Origin of the sequence: Mesorhizobium sp. ANAO-SY3R2, assembly GCF_042466635.1 — a bacterium.
Lineage (GTDB): Bacteria > Pseudomonadota > Alphaproteobacteria > Rhizobiales > Rhizobiaceae > Aminobacter.
On sequence record NZ_CP159952.1, the window covers coordinates 133443 to 150270 of the forward strand.

The 16828-nt window shown below is 61.4% G+C and carries 12 protein-coding genes and 2 pseudogenes; 9 read left to right on the top strand and 5 right to left on the bottom strand.

Translation table 11 applies throughout. The features are described 5' to 3' along the window. Positions 1 to 1803, top strand: coding sequence for an aminopeptidase P family protein (locus ABSY17_RS01005; protein WP_378940898.1), 1803 nt, complete (start codon positions 1 to 3; stop codon positions 1801 to 1803). A gap of 9 nt (positions 1804 to 1812) precedes the next feature. After that, on the top strand, positions 1813 to 1986 hold the full coding sequence (locus ABSY17_RS01010; protein ID WP_378941143.1) for a hypothetical protein: 174 nt from the start codon (positions 1813 to 1815) through the stop codon (positions 1984 to 1986). Between the two features lie 103 nt (positions 1987 to 2089). Here ABSY17_RS01010 and ABSY17_RS01015 read toward each other — a convergent pair. Continuing rightward, positions 2090 to 2781 (bottom strand): annotated as a pseudogene (locus ABSY17_RS01015) (IS6 family transposase); the annotation flags it as partial. Between the two features lie 129 nt (positions 2782 to 2910). After that, complete coding sequence (locus tag ABSY17_RS01020) at positions 2911 to 3501, bottom strand: TetR/AcrR family transcriptional regulator (protein WP_378940900.1); 591 nt, start codon at positions 3499 to 3501, stop codon at positions 2911 to 2913. Positions 3502 to 3606: 105 nt separating this feature from the next. Between ABSY17_RS01020 and ABSY17_RS01025 the strand changes: the two genes are divergently transcribed. The 5 genes from ABSY17_RS01025 (at position 3607) to ABSY17_RS01045 (ending at position 8101) form a co-directional block, all read left to right on the top strand. Next, positions 3607 to 4659 carry an SDR family oxidoreductase gene (locus tag ABSY17_RS01025; RefSeq protein WP_378940902.1) on the top strand — a complete coding sequence of 351 codons (1053 nt, stop codon included), beginning with the start codon at positions 3607 to 3609 and terminating at the stop codon, positions 4657 to 4659. Positions 4660 to 4684: 25 nt separating this feature from the next. Next, positions 4685 to 5089, top strand: a complete 405-nt coding sequence (locus ABSY17_RS01030; RefSeq protein ID WP_378940904.1) for a nuclear transport factor 2 family protein — start codon at positions 4685 to 4687, stop codon at positions 5087 to 5089. A gap of 500 nt (positions 5090 to 5589) precedes the next feature. After that, on the top strand, positions 5590 to 6624 hold the full coding sequence (locus ABSY17_RS01035) for a methionine ABC transporter ATP-binding protein (protein ID WP_378941135.1): 1035 nt from the start codon (positions 5590 to 5592) through the stop codon (positions 6622 to 6624). Further along, complete coding sequence (locus ABSY17_RS01040; RefSeq protein WP_378940906.1) at positions 6614 to 7282, top strand: methionine ABC transporter permease; 669 nt, start codon at positions 6614 to 6616, stop codon at positions 7280 to 7282. The genes ABSY17_RS01035 and ABSY17_RS01040 overlap by 11 nt, the downstream gene beginning before the upstream one ends. Positions 7283 to 7324: 42 nt before the next feature. Then, positions 7325 to 8101: a MetQ/NlpA family ABC transporter substrate-binding protein gene (locus ABSY17_RS01045; RefSeq protein WP_378940908.1), complete on the top strand. Its 777-nt coding sequence runs from the start codon at positions 7325 to 7327 to the stop codon at positions 8099 to 8101. A 446-nt stretch (positions 8102 to 8547) separates the two neighbouring features. On the opposite strand, the gene ABSY17_RS01050 is transcribed toward ABSY17_RS01045, so the two are convergent. The 3 genes from ABSY17_RS01050 to ABSY17_RS01060 form a co-directional block, all read right to left on the bottom strand. Beyond that, on the bottom strand, positions 8548 to 12396 hold the full coding sequence (locus ABSY17_RS01050; protein WP_378940910.1) for a putative Ig domain-containing protein: 3849 nt from the start codon (positions 12394 to 12396) through the stop codon (positions 8548 to 8550). Positions 12397 to 12798: 402 nt separating this feature from the next. Further along, positions 12799 to 14028 (bottom strand): Fic family protein, encoded by a 1230-nt coding sequence (locus tag ABSY17_RS01055; RefSeq protein WP_378941137.1) that lies wholly within the window; start codon positions 14026 to 14028, stop codon positions 12799 to 12801. A gap of 189 nt (positions 14029 to 14217) precedes the next feature. Further along, positions 14218 to 15765, bottom strand: a complete 1548-nt coding sequence (locus ABSY17_RS01060) for an FAD-dependent oxidoreductase (protein ID WP_378940912.1) — start codon at positions 15763 to 15765, stop codon at positions 14218 to 14220. 190 nt (positions 15766 to 15955) lie between these two features. Between ABSY17_RS01060 and folE the strand changes: the two genes are divergently transcribed. Together folE and ABSY17_RS01070 are read left to right on the top strand one after the other, a co-directional pair. After that, the gene (gene folE / locus ABSY17_RS01065) at positions 15956 to 16618 is read left to right on the top strand and encodes a GTP cyclohydrolase I FolE (RefSeq protein WP_378940914.1); all 663 of its coding nucleotides are present in this window, start codon (positions 15956 to 15958) and stop codon (positions 16616 to 16618) included. 68 nt (positions 16619 to 16686) lie between these two features. Then, positions 16687 to 16785 (top strand): annotated as a pseudogene (locus ABSY17_RS01070) (sigma factor-like helix-turn-helix DNA-binding protein); the annotation flags it as partial. Positions 16786 to 16828 lie beyond the last annotated feature (43 nt).

The window sequence follows — 16828 nt, forward strand, 5'->3', positions numbered from 1 at the left end:
GTGACGAGGAATGATTGTGCCGGCAACATCGCCCGGTTGCGCAGTTGGCTGGACGAACAGGGGCTGGACGGGCTGATCGTTCCGCGTACCGATGCACATCAGAGCGAAGTCACCGCCCCGCATGACAATTGCCTGGAATATATAAGCGGCTTCACCGGCTCGGCCGGCATGGCGCTGGTTCTGCGCGGACAGGCGCTGATCTTTGTGGATGGCCGCTATCAGGTGCAAGTGCTCCAGGAGGTCGATCTTGCGCTGTTTGCAGTGCATCACCTCCACGACGATCCGCTTGATCGCTGGCTGAGGGACAACGCAAGGCCGGGTTGGCGCGTCGGCGTTCCTGCGATGCGGGTCAGCGGCGGTTCATACGACGCGCTGGCACAGGCTTGCGCGGCTGCCGGCGGCGAACTCATCCCGATCGCCGATGATCCTTTCGATGTCGTCTGGAGCGGCCGTCCGGAAAAGCCTCTCGGTATCATCAGGGCCATGCCGGTTTCCGTGGCTGGCGGAACCTCGTTGGACAAGCGGGCTCGCATTGCCGAGCAATTGCGCACCGCCGGGGCGGATTTGCTGGTGGAAACACTGCCCGATAATATCGCGTGGCTGCTCAACGTGCGCGGCTCGGACGTGGCGATGAACCCGGTACCGCATTCCTTCCTGGTTCTCGATGCGGATAACCGCATCGAATGGTTCGTGGACCGGCGCAAGCTGGGCAACGATCTCGCCGCGTTCGAGCTTTCAGATGTCGCGTTGGCGGAGCCGGAGCATTTCCCGGGCCGTGTGGCTCAGATGTCGGCGAACCGCAGCGTCCTGATCGATCCCGATTTCACACCGTTTGCAGTGTGCGCACCTATCGAGGCGGCGAATGGAAGGGCGGTGATGCAGACCAGCCCTGTCACCCTTGCCAAAGCGATCAAGAATGCCACCGAACTGGCGGGATTTCGCGCCTGCCATGTCGAGGATGGGATCGCGCTTACCAACTTCCTCGCGTGGCTTGAGCGCGAATGGCGCGCGCGCTGTGATCGGAACTTGCCCCTGACCGAACTGGAGGCGGAGGAGCGCCTGATTGCTTTCCGTGCTGACCGGCCGGGTTTTCTGGAGCCCAGCTTCCGCGCGATTTCTGCGGCCGGCGCCAATGCCGCCATGTGCCACTACAATGTGCGGCCCGATACCAACGCGGCGATCGGTGCGGACAGCCCCTATCTCATCGATTCAGGCGGGCAGTATGCCAACGGTACGACGGACGCGACGCGCACGCTGATCTTCGGCAACGCCAGCGCCGAGATGCGCGACGCCTACACCGCAGTCCTCAAGGGGTTCCTGTCGCTGTCCATGGCGCGCTTCCCGACCGGCACACAAGGACACCAGCTTGATGCTTTCGCGCGACGCGCGCTATGGGATATCGGCCTCGACTATGACCATGGTACGGGCCACAGCGTCGGTCACAACCTGCTGATCCACGAGTACCCGCATCGCTTCGCCAAGAAGCCCAATCTGCACGGCCTGGAGCCGGGCAACGTCATGACCATCGAGCCTGGCTATTACAAGTCTGGCGCATTCGGGATCCGTATCGAGAACCAGGTGGAAGTGGTGGCCGACCGGCCCGGCTTTTGCCGTTTCTCCAGCCTGACCCTGGCGCCGATCGATCTCGCAATGGCCAGGCTTGACGCGTTGAATGGCGAAGAGACCGCCTTCCTTGACGCCTACCATGCTGAGGTTCGCGCAGTTCTGATGGACCGTGTGCTGCCGGAGACGCGATCGTATCTGCTGGCGCATACACGTCCGGTCGGCGAGCGCCCGACCTAAATGGTCCGTATGGATATGCATTATGCGGGCGCTTCAGTTCGCCAGAACTGCCGATGGGCGGAGCAAGCCGCAACACTTGTTGACCAGGTGCCGTTTCTGCAACATCTGGCGGGAAAGGTCTCGATCCGCACCGGCTATGCTGAGCTCGACAAGCTTTTCGCGCTTGCACCGGCGCAAGGATGAACTGCTGAAAGAGCTGGAGCGGCCGGAGGTTGCACTTCACACCAAGGTTTTGTTGCAACGGCTGACTGGAAGCGCAAAGCGGCCCGATCCGAGGCCAATTATGCGACAAGATTTCGAGCTGCTCGGCCAGGGACGGGTTCGGATTGAAGGCATATCTCGCCTGTCGCTGCGCATCATGTGAACCATTTCGATACCGGACAGGATGATCGCGGCTGATCTTGGTGATTTGAAGCCGAGCATTGGCCGGACGCGGCACTTGATGCGCCGATGGTCCTGTTCGATCCGGTTGTTCAGGTATTTACTCTTGCGGATCCGGATCGGCTTCAGCCGGCGCCGAGAGCGATCCTGCAAGCGATTTGTGGTGTCACAGGAAACGATCGCCTCCTGGTTGGTCTGGCTACCGTCGATGACGACGCGGTCGGGACGGCCATGACGCGCCAGCGCTTTTCGGAAGAACTGCTTGGCCGACGGCAGGTCTCGCTGCTCGCTGAACCAGAATTCGATCGTTTCGCCGACACTGTCCATGGCGCGGTAAAGCTACATCCATTGGCCGCGGACCTTGATGTGTGTTTCGTCGATATGCCATTTGCCGGTCACGCTACGCTTGCGTCGGTAGAAACGCTCCAGCATTAGCGGCGCAAAACGAACGGTCCAACGGCGAATGGTCGTGTGGTCGACGGCGATGCCCCGCTCGGCCATTTTCGCTTCCAGATCACGCAAGCTCAGACAGTAGGCCAGGTACCAGCGCACGCAAAGCAGGATCACGGACGGGTCGAACTGGCGGCCCCTGAACATTCAATCCTCCGACAATGTCGGAGGCTCCTCTTGCCACAGTGCCGGTATTCAAAACGTTGCAACATAACCGACCATAGCGGACGCTGCCATATTTGTGAGCTGTAAGCAGGGTTGCGGCGCAAGGTCGCTCTAATTTCTGTCGGGCATTGTGGCTGCCCGTAGGATGCGCATGAACAGCCGCATTCCATCTTCCAGCGCTGCGCCGGCGCCTCGCACATGCTTGATACCATCCATTGCGGAGACAATCATGTCCGCCAAATCCTTCGGTCCAGCGCCGACGTTCGACAGATTGATCTCTCCGTTCTGTGCCGCCTTCGACAGATGAGACGCCAGTTGCTCCAATAGCCGGGCGCGGGTGTCGAGGGTGATGTCTTCGGCCAACGCCATATTGGCGGTAAACAGTTCCGCAGCCTCGGCACTGCCACCAAACGGGGCAATCAGACTGGACTGAAAGGCGGTAATTGCGGCTTCGATACGGGCGACGACGTCACCCTCGCCCGATAGCGCAAGACCGACCTCGTCCATGGCCTTGGCATGCGCGCGTGCAGAGCCTGCCCGAAACAATTGCTCCTTGTTGCTGAAGGCCAAATAGAGGGATGCGCGCGAGATACCGGCAGCCTGCGCAATGTCCGCCATCGACGTTTTGCGAAAGCCATATCGGATAAAGACGGGCAATGCCGCGTCCAGAATCCAGGCGGTTTTCTGATCGTTTTGAACCATTTGTACATATTGACAGCAGCCGTCCATACTGTCAAAAGACGATTAGACAAGTTTTGTCATTTTGTCTAATTCGAGCGTGTCGATACGCTCGCAGGAGGAAGCGTCATGGTGCCGGCTGAGCGGAAAATTACGACCATACTGGTGACGGGCATCGGCGGTTTTCTGGCGGGACATATTGCGCAACAGTTGCTTGAGCAGGGTCATGCGGTACGCGGGACGGTGCGGCGCATCGACACCGCTCCACAGATAGCGGCCAGGCTTTGCCGGCAGCTGTCCGGCGATAAATCGCGGCTTGAATTCGCAAAAGCCGATCTTTGCCAGGATGATGGCTGGGCTCAGGCGGTTGAGGGATGCGACTATGTCATCCACACCGCATCGCCGTTTCCGGCAGGCCTGCCAACCCATGAGGATGATCTTGTCGTGCCCGCGCGGGACGGCGCATTGCGCGTGCTCCGTACGGCGCACGAAGCACGGGTCAGGCGCGTCGTCATGACGTCCTCCATCGCCGCAACCAATCATGGCAGCGGAACGCCGCCCTTTACGGAAGCGGATTGGACAGACCCGCATAGCCCGCGTGCGACGCCATACTACAAGGCGAAGACGCTGGCCGAACGAGCGGCATGGGAATTCGCCAGAAGCAATGCTCTCGAGTTGGCAGTGATAAATCCCGGCATGATATTCGGTCCGTTATCGGGTGCGAATTTCGGCACGTCTATCGGGCTTCTCCTGCAACTGATGAATGGCAAGTTTAGGCGCCTGCCGCGCTTTGGCTTTCCTGTGGTCGATGTCCGGGATGTGGCGGACGCTCATATCAAGGCAATAACCCACCCGGCCGCATCCGGTCAGCGATTTCTCGTTGCCGGCAAGTTTCTTTGGCTGAAGGACATCAGCGAAATTCTGGCCAGGGATTTCCCTGAATATGCATCACGGCTGCCGACCAAAGAGATGCCGGACTGGCTGGTTCGCGTCATGGCAACCATCAGCCCGATGTCGCGCATGATTGTCCATGAACTTGGCCGTGATCTGAGCGTCGATTCATCCAAGGCGCGCCGCCTGCTGGGGTGGAGTTCGCGAGACGAGGCAGAATGCATCCGCGCCGGCGTCCAAAGCCTGATCGATCTGAAACTGATCAAACCAACGAGCAAGGGTTCAAAATGATGGCCGGCCGTTATGGAGATGGAAAATGAGCCCTGAAACCCCAGGTTCGTCCCGGGACGAGAGTGAAACAGATCGTCTCCGGTACATTGAACGAAGCAGGCTTCGTGCTTTGGTGGATGCGGATATCGAAACCGCGCGGCACCTGCACGCCCCTGACTTTCAGCTTATTACTCCTATAGGCAGACCGCTTTCCAAGGATGAGTATCTGGGCGCCATCGCGGCAGGACATATCAACTATCTGCAATGGGAGCCTGAAGCTATCGCAGTTCGGCTGCAAGGAGAATGCGCCGTCATCCGCTATCGCGCCCAACTCGAAGTGATCTTCGGCGGCCATAAAGTACCGCTGAGTTCCTATTGGCATACAGATACGTATGAATGCAGAGACGGGCAGTGGATGGTCGTCTGGTCGCAGGCGACTGCCGTTCAGTAGGGCACGGTCCCACCCGTTACCTACGTCACTGGGTTAATGCGGCATCGCCAGATCATGCCGACACGCCGATCGAGATCGGCGAAAAGTCGGCAGACATGATCTTGGGCCATGAGCCCCTGCCGATGTCGCAAGTGCCGCTACCTGCGGCGCGATGCCCGCTTTTGCCCGCGGTGCCTACCGGAGAGGTCGAGATTCGGCAGATGATGGTCCGGGCGGGCACTTTGCAGAGATATTTTCCTGAACCGCCGATTGTGAGAATTCGATTCCTGTCGCATCCCGTCAATTCGGGGCAATAGTGCATCTATTGGACCCCCGACTGTCGAGACCAAGGCCGATTGCATGCTACGATTAGTCACCTGTCATCGAATGTGCAGCGTCTTCGAATGACGCGGCGGCGATGCTATCTCGCCCGGATGACTTGACTGAAACGTGAGCTGAAAATGACATTCCCAACTGTAGCGGCCGAGGCGGGTCGGCATGAGCGCGCGCAAGCCGCGCCCATGGTCACGTTCGCGGGCGTGACCAAACGCTACGGCGACGGCGCGAAATCCTTCACCGCGCTCGATGGCGTAGACCTGACCGTCGGCCGCGGGGAGATCACCGGCATCATCGGCCGCTCCGGCGCCGGCAAATCCACGCTCATCAGGCTCGTCAACGGCCTTGAAAAGGCGAGTTCGGGCAGAGTGGTGGTCGACGGCACCGAGGTTGGCGGACTGAACGAGGCGGGCCTGCGCGGCCTGCGGCGCGAGATCGGGATGATCTTCCAGCATTTCAACCTGCTGTCGTCGCGCACTGCCTTCGACAATGTCGCACTACCGCTGGAGATTGCCGATCTCGACCGCGCGGCGATCAAGGAGAAAGTCGAGCCGCTTCTCGATCTCGTCGGCCTCGGCGACAAGGCGGTGCGCTATCCGTCCGAACTATCGGGCGGGCAGAAGCAGCGCGTGGGCATCGCTCGGGCGCTGGCCACGTCGCCGAAGCTACTGCTCTCCGACGAGGCCACCTCCGCGCTCGACCCGGAAACGACGCAGTCGATCCTGGCTCTCCTGAAGCAGATCAATGCCGAACTCGGCCTGACGGTTCTGCTGATCACGCATGAGATGGAGGTCGTGAAGGCCATTGCCACGCATGTCGCGGTTATCGATCACGGCCGCATCGTCGAGCAGGGCCGTACCTTCGACGTCTTCACCGCCCCGCAGCACGAGACGACGCGGATCCTGCTGTCGTCCACGCTGGGCACCAGCCTGCCGGAATGGCTGCGCTCCGGCCTGAAGCCCGAGCCATCCACCGGTGACCGCATTCTCGTGCGGCTCACCTTCTTCGGCGCGACGGCCTTCCAGCCGCTGACGGCGCGGCTGGTCACCGAGATCGGCGGCGACGTCAATATTCTCGCCGGCGCCATCGACGAGATCACCGGCGAACCTTTCGGCACCCTCGTCGTCTCCTATCCGGCCACGCCGGAAATTGTCGAGCGCGCCAACCGCTTCTATGCCGCAACCGGCCTGTCCACGGAGGTGCTCGGCTATGTCGCCTGAGATGCTTTTCAGCCTGCTCTGGAAGTCGCTGCTGCAGACGCTGCACATGGTGGCCGTGTCCGGCCTGGCCGGATCATTGATCGGCCTGCCGATCGGCGTCTTCCTGGCCACCAGCGGCAAGGACGAGCTTTTCCCGGCGCCGAAGCTCAACTACGTGATCGGGCTCGTCGTCAATGCGGCCCGTTCCACCCCGTTCATCATCCTGGTCGTGGCGATCATCCCGTTCACGCGGCTTTTGACCGGCACGTCGATCGGCACCACGGCGGCCATCGTGCCCTTGACCATCGCCACCATTCCCTTCTTCGCCCGCCTGGTCGAGGCGGCGATCCGCGAGATCGACAAGGGGCTGATCGAGGCCGCCCGGGCCATGGGCGCGACGCCGATGCAGATCGTCCGCAAGGTGCTTCTGGCCGAGGCCCGGCCGGCCATCCTGCTTGCCTTCACCATGACCATCGTCAGCCTGATCGGCTATTCGGCAATGGTCGGCGCGGTCGGCGGCGGCGGCCTCGGCGATCTCGGCATCCGCTACGGCTACCAGCGCTTCATGCCGGAGGTGATGCTGGCTGTGGTGATCGTGCTGATCGTTCTCGTGCAACTGGTGCAGAGCGCAGGCGATGCACTTGCCCGGCGCTTCGACAAGCGCAACCGCAAGAGCTGATTTCAACCCCTCCCAAGTCGTGTCATCATTAAGGAGAAACACATGATGAAGTTCCTCGTCTCGGCGGCGCTTGCCGCCCTCATCAGCGTCCCGGCGCTCGCCGAAGACATCAAGGTCGGCGTCACACCCGGCGAGCACGCGCAGATCATGGAAAAGGTCAAGGAAGTCGCCGCCAAAAAGGGCCTCAATATCGAGATCCTGGAATTCTCCGACTATGTGGTGCCGAACCAGGCGCTCGCCGATGGCGACCTGAACGCCAACTCCTTCCAGCACCAGCCCTATCTCGACAACCAGATCGCCGATCGCGGTTTCGATCTCGTCAGCGTCGGCAAGACCATCACCACACCCATGGGCGTCTATTCCAAGAAGGTGAAAAGCCTCGGCGAGCTTGCCGAAGGCGCAACCGTCGCCATCCCGAACGACCCGACCAACGGCGGCCGCGCGCTTCTGGTTCTCGCCAAGGAAGGCCTCATCAAGGTCAATCCGGAAGCCGGTCTGAAGGCTGGTCCCGCAGACGTCACCGAAAACCCGAAGAACATCAAGTTCTCCGAACTCGACGCCGCCCAGCTTCCCCGCTCGCTCGACGACGTCGATGCGGCGGTCATCAACACCAACTTCGCGCTGGAAGCGGGCCTGCATCCGAAGGCCGACGCCATCGCCATCGAAGGCCAGGAATCGCCCTATGCCAACGTGATCGTCGTGCGCAGTGCTGACAAGGACGCGCCGTGGGTCAAGACGCTGGTCGAATCCTACCATGATGACAGCATCAAGGCGTTCATCAACGACCAGTTCAAGGGCGCGCTGATCCCGTCCTGGTAAGCAGCCCACGGGCATCGCCCGATGCTGCAAGACTGCACGAACTGCGACGCCCGGCTGGCCAGCGCCCGCCGGGCGGCGCGCATGGTTTTCGGATTTGCGAGGCTGATGCCGCAAATGGTTTCGGGCTTATAGAAACACTGACCTCAGGCACGCCTAGACCAAGCGAAAGCTGCCGGTACGGCGTCTGATAGTCTGCAATGCCGATACTGGGTCCTGAACAGAACGGCTGCTTCCTGATCCATTCGACTGGAAGCGGACCGACCGGTTATAGCGGGAAGGCTTCTTGTGAAGCAGTTGCCGTGCCCAGGCAGACCGTCAAGCCAAGAACAATGCGATAGCACCTAAGTCATTGTTATTTAACGCAAATAGCCGTTCAAACTTGAACCCGCCAGAGGCTGGTGAGGGGAGGTCAATGTAGCCATTGTCCTGCCCTCGCAATTTCGTGGTCAGAACCTGCCGCCAACCCCAACCTTCGCACCGACGGATTTGGCACCGTCACCTTCGATGTCGAACAGCATTCCAGCGTCTATCAACAAGCTCTCCGTGGCTTCCAGCGACAGGCCCGCCGAGACCGAGCTGAACAGGCCAGGACCATCAAGACCGGAAAAGCCAACCTCACCCCCAAGCTTGGGCGTCAGGGTCATGCCGTTTTCTAGCGTGAACTGACGCGCGATCCCGGCCCCGAGGCTCATGCGCAACTGCTCTTCGGTGAAGCCCTTCAGGTCGATGCTGTCGCCAGCACTGTTCTCCACGGCATAGTCATCGCCCGTCTCAGATAGGTAGACGGCCCTCAGTTCTGGCGTGAACACGGTCACATCGTCCAGATTCCACTGGCCCTTGATCGACGTATCGAACAGCCAACGGCGCGTGTCGAATGTTCCGTCCCAGAACTGCGTGTCAATGGTGTTGGAGGAGCCTCCATAAAGCAGTCTGGTATCCCAAAACACGCCCTTGCCAATTTCGAGGGAGGCGTATGGACCGACCAGCCAGCCATTGCCCGTCAGTTCCGCGTCCTCATCGGTTGGGTCGGTCATTCGGTCATAGTGGAAGGACAGGCCGAGCAGCGCCATTTCCGATAGCAGGTAGTCGGCACCGAGCGAGATCATGGCAAAGCTGCCCCATTTATTGCCGTTCTCCTCGCGGTTATGGGCCATGAACGTGCCATCGAGCCAGATGTTGAACGGAGACACCTCCGCCTGGACAACGCCGTCGAAGACGTTGCGGGCAGCCTCCACCTGGGCGAGGCTGGAGGCGAAGCCAAGCGTGACACCATCCGCAGAAGGGCTCATGCGGGCGGTGACCGGTCCGGTCGCGGCCGCCATCTGCCTGCGTTCGACAAGACCCGGAATCTTGATGGTCGAGGCAATCAGGTTCTGGCGGGTCTGCACGAAGTCATGCACCAGGGTGTCGACATCCCGCGCCACTTCGGCGGCATCATAGCCGAGGATATAGGTTATCGTTCCTGTGTTGGAGTTGCCAAGCGCACCGGTCAGGCGGAAGCCGACCTGAACCTTGCCGGAATAGGCCGGGTTTGGCGTGAACTTTAAATACCAGCCGACCGGTAAGATCGCCGGACCGGCCTGTGCCAGTTCGCCCTGTATGATCGTCGCGGTTCCAGCATCGGCCGGATTCACAAAAGCCACGTGGGCCGCTGAGAAGGGGCCGCCCGTTGCCCCGCGATCGAGGTTGACATTGTTCGGCGTCGACCCGACCGGAACACTGACGACTTGATCGACGACGGTGACGGCGCGGGCCTTGACCTTTAGGGTATATGTCGCTGCTCCGGTGGAACCGTTGCCGTCTTGGACCTGAATGGTGAAAGAGTAATCGCCTTCGGTATCCGCCGCTAGCGGGCCGGTGAGCTCGCCGGTCGAGATGTTGAGGACCATGCCATCCGGCAAGGTTCCCGGGTCAACGCTGTAAATCAATGTGCCGGTTCCACCCGTGGCGGAGATCGGCTGGCTGTATTCTTCGCCGGCCATTGCTTCGGTCAGCGCTCCCCCGGCTGGCGAGAAGACGAAGGAGGTCGGTGCCGCCGCGACGGCGATCGTATATGCGGCCGATCCGGTTGCACCGTTGGCGTCGGTCGCGGTGACGGTGAAGCCGGCGGTGCCGCTTGCTGTCGGCGCGCCGGAGATTGTCCCTGCGTTCCACGTCAGGCCGGGCGCCAAACCGCCGCTGGTGATCGCGTAACTGTAGGGCGCGGTGCCCCCAGTGGCGGTGATCGTCTGACTATAGGCCGTGCCGACGGTTCCACCGGCCAGGGCGCCAGCCGCTGGCGACAGGACGAGGGTCGGCGCCGACACGGTGATGGTCACGGTCGCCGGCGAAGACGTGCCGGAGGCATTGGTTGCGGTGTAGGTGAAGCTGTCGGAGCCGGAATAGCCTGCCGTTGGGGTGTAGGTGATCGTCGTGCCTGATGCCGTGGCGGTGCCATGAGCAGCCGCCGTCGAAACGGCAACCGAAGTGGCCGCGCCGCCGCTGAGGCTCAGGGTGATCGGATTGGCCGAGGAATTGGCCGCAACCGTTGCGCTGACAGCGCTGGCGACGGGCGGAGCGCCGCTGATGGTGAGGGAATAGGCCGCGGCTCCGGTGGCGCCATTGGTGTCGGTCGCGGTGACGGTGAAGTTGGCCGTGCCGCTTGCTGTCGGCGTGCCGGAGATCTTTCCGGTCGACGTGTTCAAAGTCAGACCCGCGGGGACTGCGCCGCTGGTGATCGCGTAACTGTAGGGCGCGGTGCCCGCGGAGGTGGTGATCGTCTGGCTAAAGGCCGTGCCGACGGTTCCACCGGCCAGGGCGCCGGCCGCTGGCAAGAGGGCGAGGGTCGGAGCCGACACGGTGATCGTCACGGTTGCCGGCGAAGACGTGCCGGAGGCATTGGTTGCGGTGTAGGCGAAGGTGTCGGAGCCGGAATAGCCTGAGGTCGGGGTGTAAGTGATCGACGTGCCTGACGCCGTGGCGGTGCCATGGGCAGCCGCCGTGGAAACGGCAACCGAAGTGGCCGCGCCGCCGCTGAGGCTCAGGGTGATCGGATTGGCCGAGGAATTGGCCGCAACCGTTGCGCTGACAGCGCTGGCGACGGGCGGAGCGCCGCTGATGGTGAGGGAATAGGCCGCGGCTCCGGTGGCGCCATTGGTGTCGGTCGCGGTGACGGTGAAGTTGGCCGTGCCGCTTGCTGTCGGCGTGCCGGAGATCTTTCCGGTCGACGTGTTCAAAGTCAGACCCGCGGGGACTGCGCCGCTGGTGATCGCGTAACTGTAGGGCGCGGTGCCCCCAGTGGCGGTGATCGTCTGACTATAGGCCGTGCCGACGGTTCCACCGGCCAGGGCGCCGGCCGCTGGCGAGAGGGCGAGGGTCGGAGCCGACACGGTGATCGTCACGGTTGCCGGCGAAGACGTGCCGGAGGCATTGGTTGCGGTGTAGGCGAAGGTGTCGGAGCCGGAATAGCCTGAGGTCGGGGTGTAAGTGATCGACGTGCCTGACGCCGTGGCGGTGCCATGGGCAGCCGCCGTGGAAACGGCAACCGAAGTGGCCGCGCCGCCGCCGAGGCTCAATGTGATCGGATTGGCCGAGGAATTGGCCGCAACCGTTGCGCTGACAACGCCGGTGGTTGGTGCCGGCACCGCATAGGTGTAGCCATTGGTGAGCGTGGCCGTACCGTTCGGCGTGCTGACCACGACATTGACTGCGCCTGCCGCATGAGCAGGTGTGGTGGCGGTAATCTTCGTGGCGTCGTTGACGGTAAACAAACTTGCCGCAGTTCCGCCGAATGAGACAGCCGTGGCGCCCGTCAGGTTGGTGCCTGTCAACGTAACCGAGGTGCCGCCTGCGGTGCTGCCCGTGTTCGGGCTGGCAGAGGTCAGCGTCGGTGTGGCACCGGCCGTGACGACCAGGGTATAGGTGGCGACTCCGGCCAGATTCCAGCCGTCATTGATCGAGACGGAAAAAGTGTAGGTGCCGGCCGTGGTCGGGGCGCCGTGGAGAGTCGTGTTCAGGCTACGGGGCGATGGGTCCAGGACCAGGCCCGGCGGCAGGCATGGAGTAACTCCATCATAATCGGGATCGTCGATATCGCATTGGAACCACTGGTCGATGATGTCGGTACTCGTGGCCGTGATGGAAATGCTCATCGATTGCCCGACCGCGATGGATGGCAGGGTGGTCCCGGAGGCCGGGCTGGTGATCGTGGGGCGAGCCAAGGCTTGGGTCGCCAATGTCAGTGTGAGAAGCAACAAGCAGATGGACATCAGCCTGCGCGCCAGCCGGGCGCCAAAGGAATAGAACATTGTTTTCATTGCAATTTCCTGATGTCCGGCCGCACAAAGCGGCCGAGCAGCTAATTGCTGCCCGGAAGGACACGCTGAATGACGTTAAATGAAACGATCGAAAATTTGAGCTATCTTGGCGATGCCCGCGCGAAGCGAAGTCGGGGGCGGGCGATAGCGCGAAGATTTTCCGAAACCTGAAGCCGTCCAGAGATTTGACGGCGCAAACACGACTGTTGTTTGAGACAATGCCGGCAGGTGCATGCGTCTGAATTCCATTTCATTCCAAGCAGAGATTGCCCCGAGCTTCAGTGCTTCGCGAACCAACCCTTCAGCTTTCGTAACAAAGATGGGTTTGCTTGTCTCGCAGTATCCGCACGGTAAACCGGCGTGCAAAGTCGACCTCTCGGTGTGAAGGCCTGCCACCAGCCGTCATCTGAAATTGACTGCAGGTGCTTGCGGCACACTGACCTCAGCATCCGTAAACAGATTCGGAAACAGGCGCTCCCTGTAGTCGAGCGGGAAGGCGATCCGCACTGGGGATTTCGGACTGTCAGACTTCAGGAAGCCATGCTTCACCATATCATTCAGCGTCGTGCGGGCAGTCCGTTCCGAGGTTTTGAGGACAAGGTTCGCCTCTCCTCGAGCCAGCGATCCATGCTTCAAGACGGCCGTGATCAGATCGGGGGCACGCTTGTCGTCGGAGGTGTCGCGCACGAGAGAGCGATAGCGATCCTCAAGGCGTTCAAGGTCAAACATGGTCGCAGAGAAGCGGACCTGGTCAAGGGCGACAGTCAGGAACCAGGCGCAGAAATCCTTGAGCGCGGCTTCCGACAGATTGCCTCGACCATCACGGTCACCCTGTCTCGGACTGTCGGCGTGATCCATCATCCGCTTGTACTCACCACGGTCCTTCAGGCCCCGAGCCAAACCGCGCGAGATCGACCACAGGCCCTGCCCGCCAATGCCTGCTTTCAATGCCATTGCATGAGACATCAAACGGCTGACACGGCCGTTGCCATCGGAAAATGGATGCACAAAATTGAGGCGGTGGTGGGCAGACGCCATGGCGATGATGCGCGAACTGGCCTGCCTCTCAGCCATTGCAAAGCGCTTCTGAAACCATTCCATGAACGTTTGCACCCTGTCGGAAGATGGGGGGTGGTGTCGGCCGACGGTGACATCCTGACCGGCTGAGTTTCGGAATTCACCGGGCACGATCTCCATCCTGGTGCCGTCTGGCCGTTCAAGGGATCGGAACTCGTCAGGCATCTCGGCGTAAAAGCGCTCATGGATCCATTTGATGAAATCGATCGATGTCGGGCTGGGCAGTTCACCGCGCCGATACATTGCATCGATTTCGCGCTGCACTTCGACATGGGCTTTCGCCTCGAGAGCCAATGCCCGCCGTTCGGGTTCAACCTCGGTACCGGCCAGTGCAAGCTCGATGTCCTTGGGACGGGTGTTGTGGCCTTCGATCAGGTTGCTGTAATAGCTGTTCATCATTCTGACGAGATCGGCCAGCTCACCAGCAGATTCAGGATGAAGGCCGCGACCGAGGTTGCCTGCCTCACGCTGCAGCTCAACGGTGAGGTCGGCCAGCCCAGCGGGGATGCTGTCCTCGAAAAATAGCGGTTCAATCCGCGACGGGGTTTCGATCACGCTCATTTTTTGCCGATCTTCGCAAGCTCTCAAAGCCTTGCATAAAAAGCACTTGTGGCCTTCAATATCAAGTTTTTGCCGATATCGATTGCCGATGTTTGCTGCTGATATTGGGCAGAACAGGAAACGGAAGAAAGAGCATCATTGCTTTCGCTTGCAACGGGGTCTTGGTCAATTCGACACCCGGTCTCACGACCCTTTCCGAGCCCTACTAGCCATGGACGCCTCGCATTCAAGCGCTCGGGCGTCGCGACCGATGGCAGCGATAGCGACGATCGTGCCATCCTTCTTGTAGCCGACCAGGCAATCGCGATTGGCGATGCTTCCGTCGATTTCGATGTCGTCCCACGTCCGGGCGTAGCCGACATAACGGATCGACACGTTGTAATGCTGGCTCCAGAAGAACGGAACGCTCAGGAATGGCTGCCGAGCGCCGAGCATATTTTCCGCCGCGACCTGCCCCTGGCGTTGCGCCACGACCCAGTGCTCGACGCGACGCGTTTCAGCCGTATGCACATCATGCCACTGCGCGACGTCACCGGCGGCAAATACGCCTGCCACGTTCGTCTCGAGGAATTCGTTGACCAGTACACCCCGATCGACAGCAATGCCGGCGTCGACCGCAAGCGAGATGCGTGGTGTCACCCCGACGCCCATGACGACAAGATCGGCATCAAGCATACGACCGTCGTTCAGCGTCACCGCCTGCCCGGTGATCCCCTTGACCGTTGCTCCCATATGGAAAACCACGCCATGTTCTTCGTGCAGCGAGCGGATGAATGCGCCAAGTTCAGCGCCGAGGATCGCACCGAGCGGATGGCCTTCCGGCGCGACGACATGAACCGAGATGCCGCGGCGACGAAGGGCGGCGGCGACTTCCAGTCCGATGAACCCCGCCCCCAGGATGACCGCCGTCTTCGCGTGCCGGGCACGCTCGATTATCGCGCGGCTGTCGGCCAGCGATCGCAATGTGAAGACATGGTCGCGATCGGCGCCGGCAATCGGCAAGCGAACCGGTTCAGCTCCTGTAGCCAGCAGCAGGCGGTCGAAGGGGAATACTCTTCCGTCGGCCGCAATCACCGCACGGCTCATGACATCGATACGCTCAACCGTCGTTCGCAACTGGAGATCGATCTTGTTCTCGGCGTAGAATTCAAGCGTGCGTAGCGGAACCCACGCCTCCGGCGCGGTTCCGGCAAGATAGTCCTTGGACAGGTTGGGGCGGTCGTAGGGCCCGTCCTGGTCCGAACTGAGCATGGTGATTTCGCCAGCGAACTGGCGGCGACGAAGCATCTCGGCTGCGGCGAAGCCAGCCGCACCGCCACCGACAATGACAAAGCGGCCCTGCTGGCAGGCCGCATCGCTTTGCGACAACGGTGCGTCGTGTTCTTCAGTCGGAAGCTTGCCGGTCACGAAAACCCGATCGTCGCGGCGTTCCACTCGCCACCGCTGCAGCGGATCAAAGGCAGGCGCGCCGAGCGCCTCACCGGTACGGAGATCGAAGCAGGCGTGGTGCCAGGGGCAGCGAACGGTATCGCCGACCACGATCCCATGCCCTAGCGGCGCGCCGTAGTGGGTGCACAGACCTCCGACCGCCAGCACATCGTCGCCGACACGCGCCAAAAGCACAGCCTCGCCGCCGACATGCCCTTGAAGCAGCCCTTTGCCGTCAAATGCGGCGATCGGCACGCCGATCGCAAAGTCAGGGCCCATGTCCGGATTTTTCTGAGCAGCCATTGGTGGCTCTCCTTCACGACCTTGCCGACGATCCGCCGATCGGGTGTCGGATGCAGAATTGACGCCGCACGGCCCAAAAGGTTCCCAGGACTGGTGGCCGGCACACTCCTTTGTCGCGCGTCGCGAATGGCTGGAACCATTTCGCCGCTGCCGCATCCAATGGTTCTCACATCAACGCCAGGAGAAACCTATGGACAGGCATGCGGAATTGCCAAGCGACACCGGAGAAGACACGGCCGCCGCCGTACCCCAACCGACATCGGGGCTATCCAAGCTCCTGCTTGCCACCCGACCAACTCGGGTGGAGGCCGAGGCGGCGGTGCGAACGCTGATCCGTTGGGCGGGCGACAATCCCGCACGGCCCGGTCTCCTGGATACACCGTCACGCGTCGCCCGCGCCTACGAGGAATGGTTCGGCGGTTACGATCTGGATCCCGTCGCCCTGCTTGGACGAACCTTCGACGAGATCGGCGGCTACAATCACGCTGTCGAGCTTCGCGACATCCCGTTTGACTCGTTCTGCGAACACCACATGGCAGCAATTCGCGGCAAGGCGCATATCGCCTACATGCCTGTCAACCGGGTGGTCGGCATCTCCAAACTGGTGAGGGTCGTCGACGCTTGCGCGCGGCGCCTGCAAATCCAGGAACGCCTGACCGACGACATCGCCAATGCAATCGATGATGCCCTGCAGCCGTTAGGTGTCGCCGTCGTCATCGAGGCAGAGCATGGCTGCATGAGCACGCGTGGCGTCCATGCGCATGGCACGCGAATGGTCACCAAACGCATGTCGGGTGTGTTCGACAAGGATGCCGATCTCAGACGCGAATTCCTCGCTTCGATCGGCATGTGACGATCCCCGGGAACCTTTCGCGTTAAACGCCTCCCCAGCGACAAGGCCCTCAAAGCGCAGATCCTGCGTATCGAACCGTCTTAGTCGCTCACGTTTTCGAGGGCATGACCATCGAAGAGACGACGAAGCTTCTTGGCGTGCGCCCTGAGACTGTCAAGACTCGGCTACCTGCCCCAGATTGCGTGCTTGATGACTGGCCTCCAACGGGTG

Excerpts from the sequence above, each read along its gene's own strand:
- ABSY17_RS01010 (WP_378941143.1), top strand. The coding sequence starts at position 1,813 with ATGGATATGCATTATGCGGGCGCTTCAGTTCGCCAGAACTGCCGATGG.
- ABSY17_RS01020 (WP_378940900.1), bottom strand. The coding sequence starts at position 3,501 with ATGGTTCAAAACGATCAGAAAACCGCCTGGATTCTGGACGCGGCATTG.
- ABSY17_RS01025 (WP_378940902.1), top strand. The coding sequence starts at position 3,607 with ATGGTGCCGGCTGAGCGGAAAATTACGACCATACTGGTGACGGGCATC.
- ABSY17_RS01030 (WP_378940904.1), top strand. The coding sequence starts at position 4,685 with ATGAGCCCTGAAACCCCAGGTTCGTCCCGGGACGAGAGTGAAACAGAT.
- ABSY17_RS01035 (WP_378941135.1), top strand. The coding sequence starts at position 5,590 with ATGGTCACGTTCGCGGGCGTGACCAAACGCTACGGCGACGGCGCGAAA.
- ABSY17_RS01040 (WP_378940906.1), top strand. The coding sequence starts at position 6,614 with ATGTCGCCTGAGATGCTTTTCAGCCTGCTCTGGAAGTCGCTGCTGCAG.
- ABSY17_RS01045 (WP_378940908.1), top strand. The coding sequence starts at position 7,325 with ATGATGAAGTTCCTCGTCTCGGCGGCGCTTGCCGCCCTCATCAGCGTC.
- ABSY17_RS01050 (WP_378940910.1), bottom strand. The coding sequence starts at position 12,396 with ATGAAAACAATGTTCTATTCCTTTGGCGCCCGGCTGGCGCGCAGGCTG.
- ABSY17_RS01060 (WP_378940912.1), bottom strand. The coding sequence starts at position 15,765 with ATGGCTGCTCAGAAAAATCCGGACATGGGCCCTGACTTTGCGATCGGC.
- folE (WP_378940914.1), top strand. The coding sequence starts at position 15,956 with ATGGACAGGCATGCGGAATTGCCAAGCGACACCGGAGAAGACACGGCC.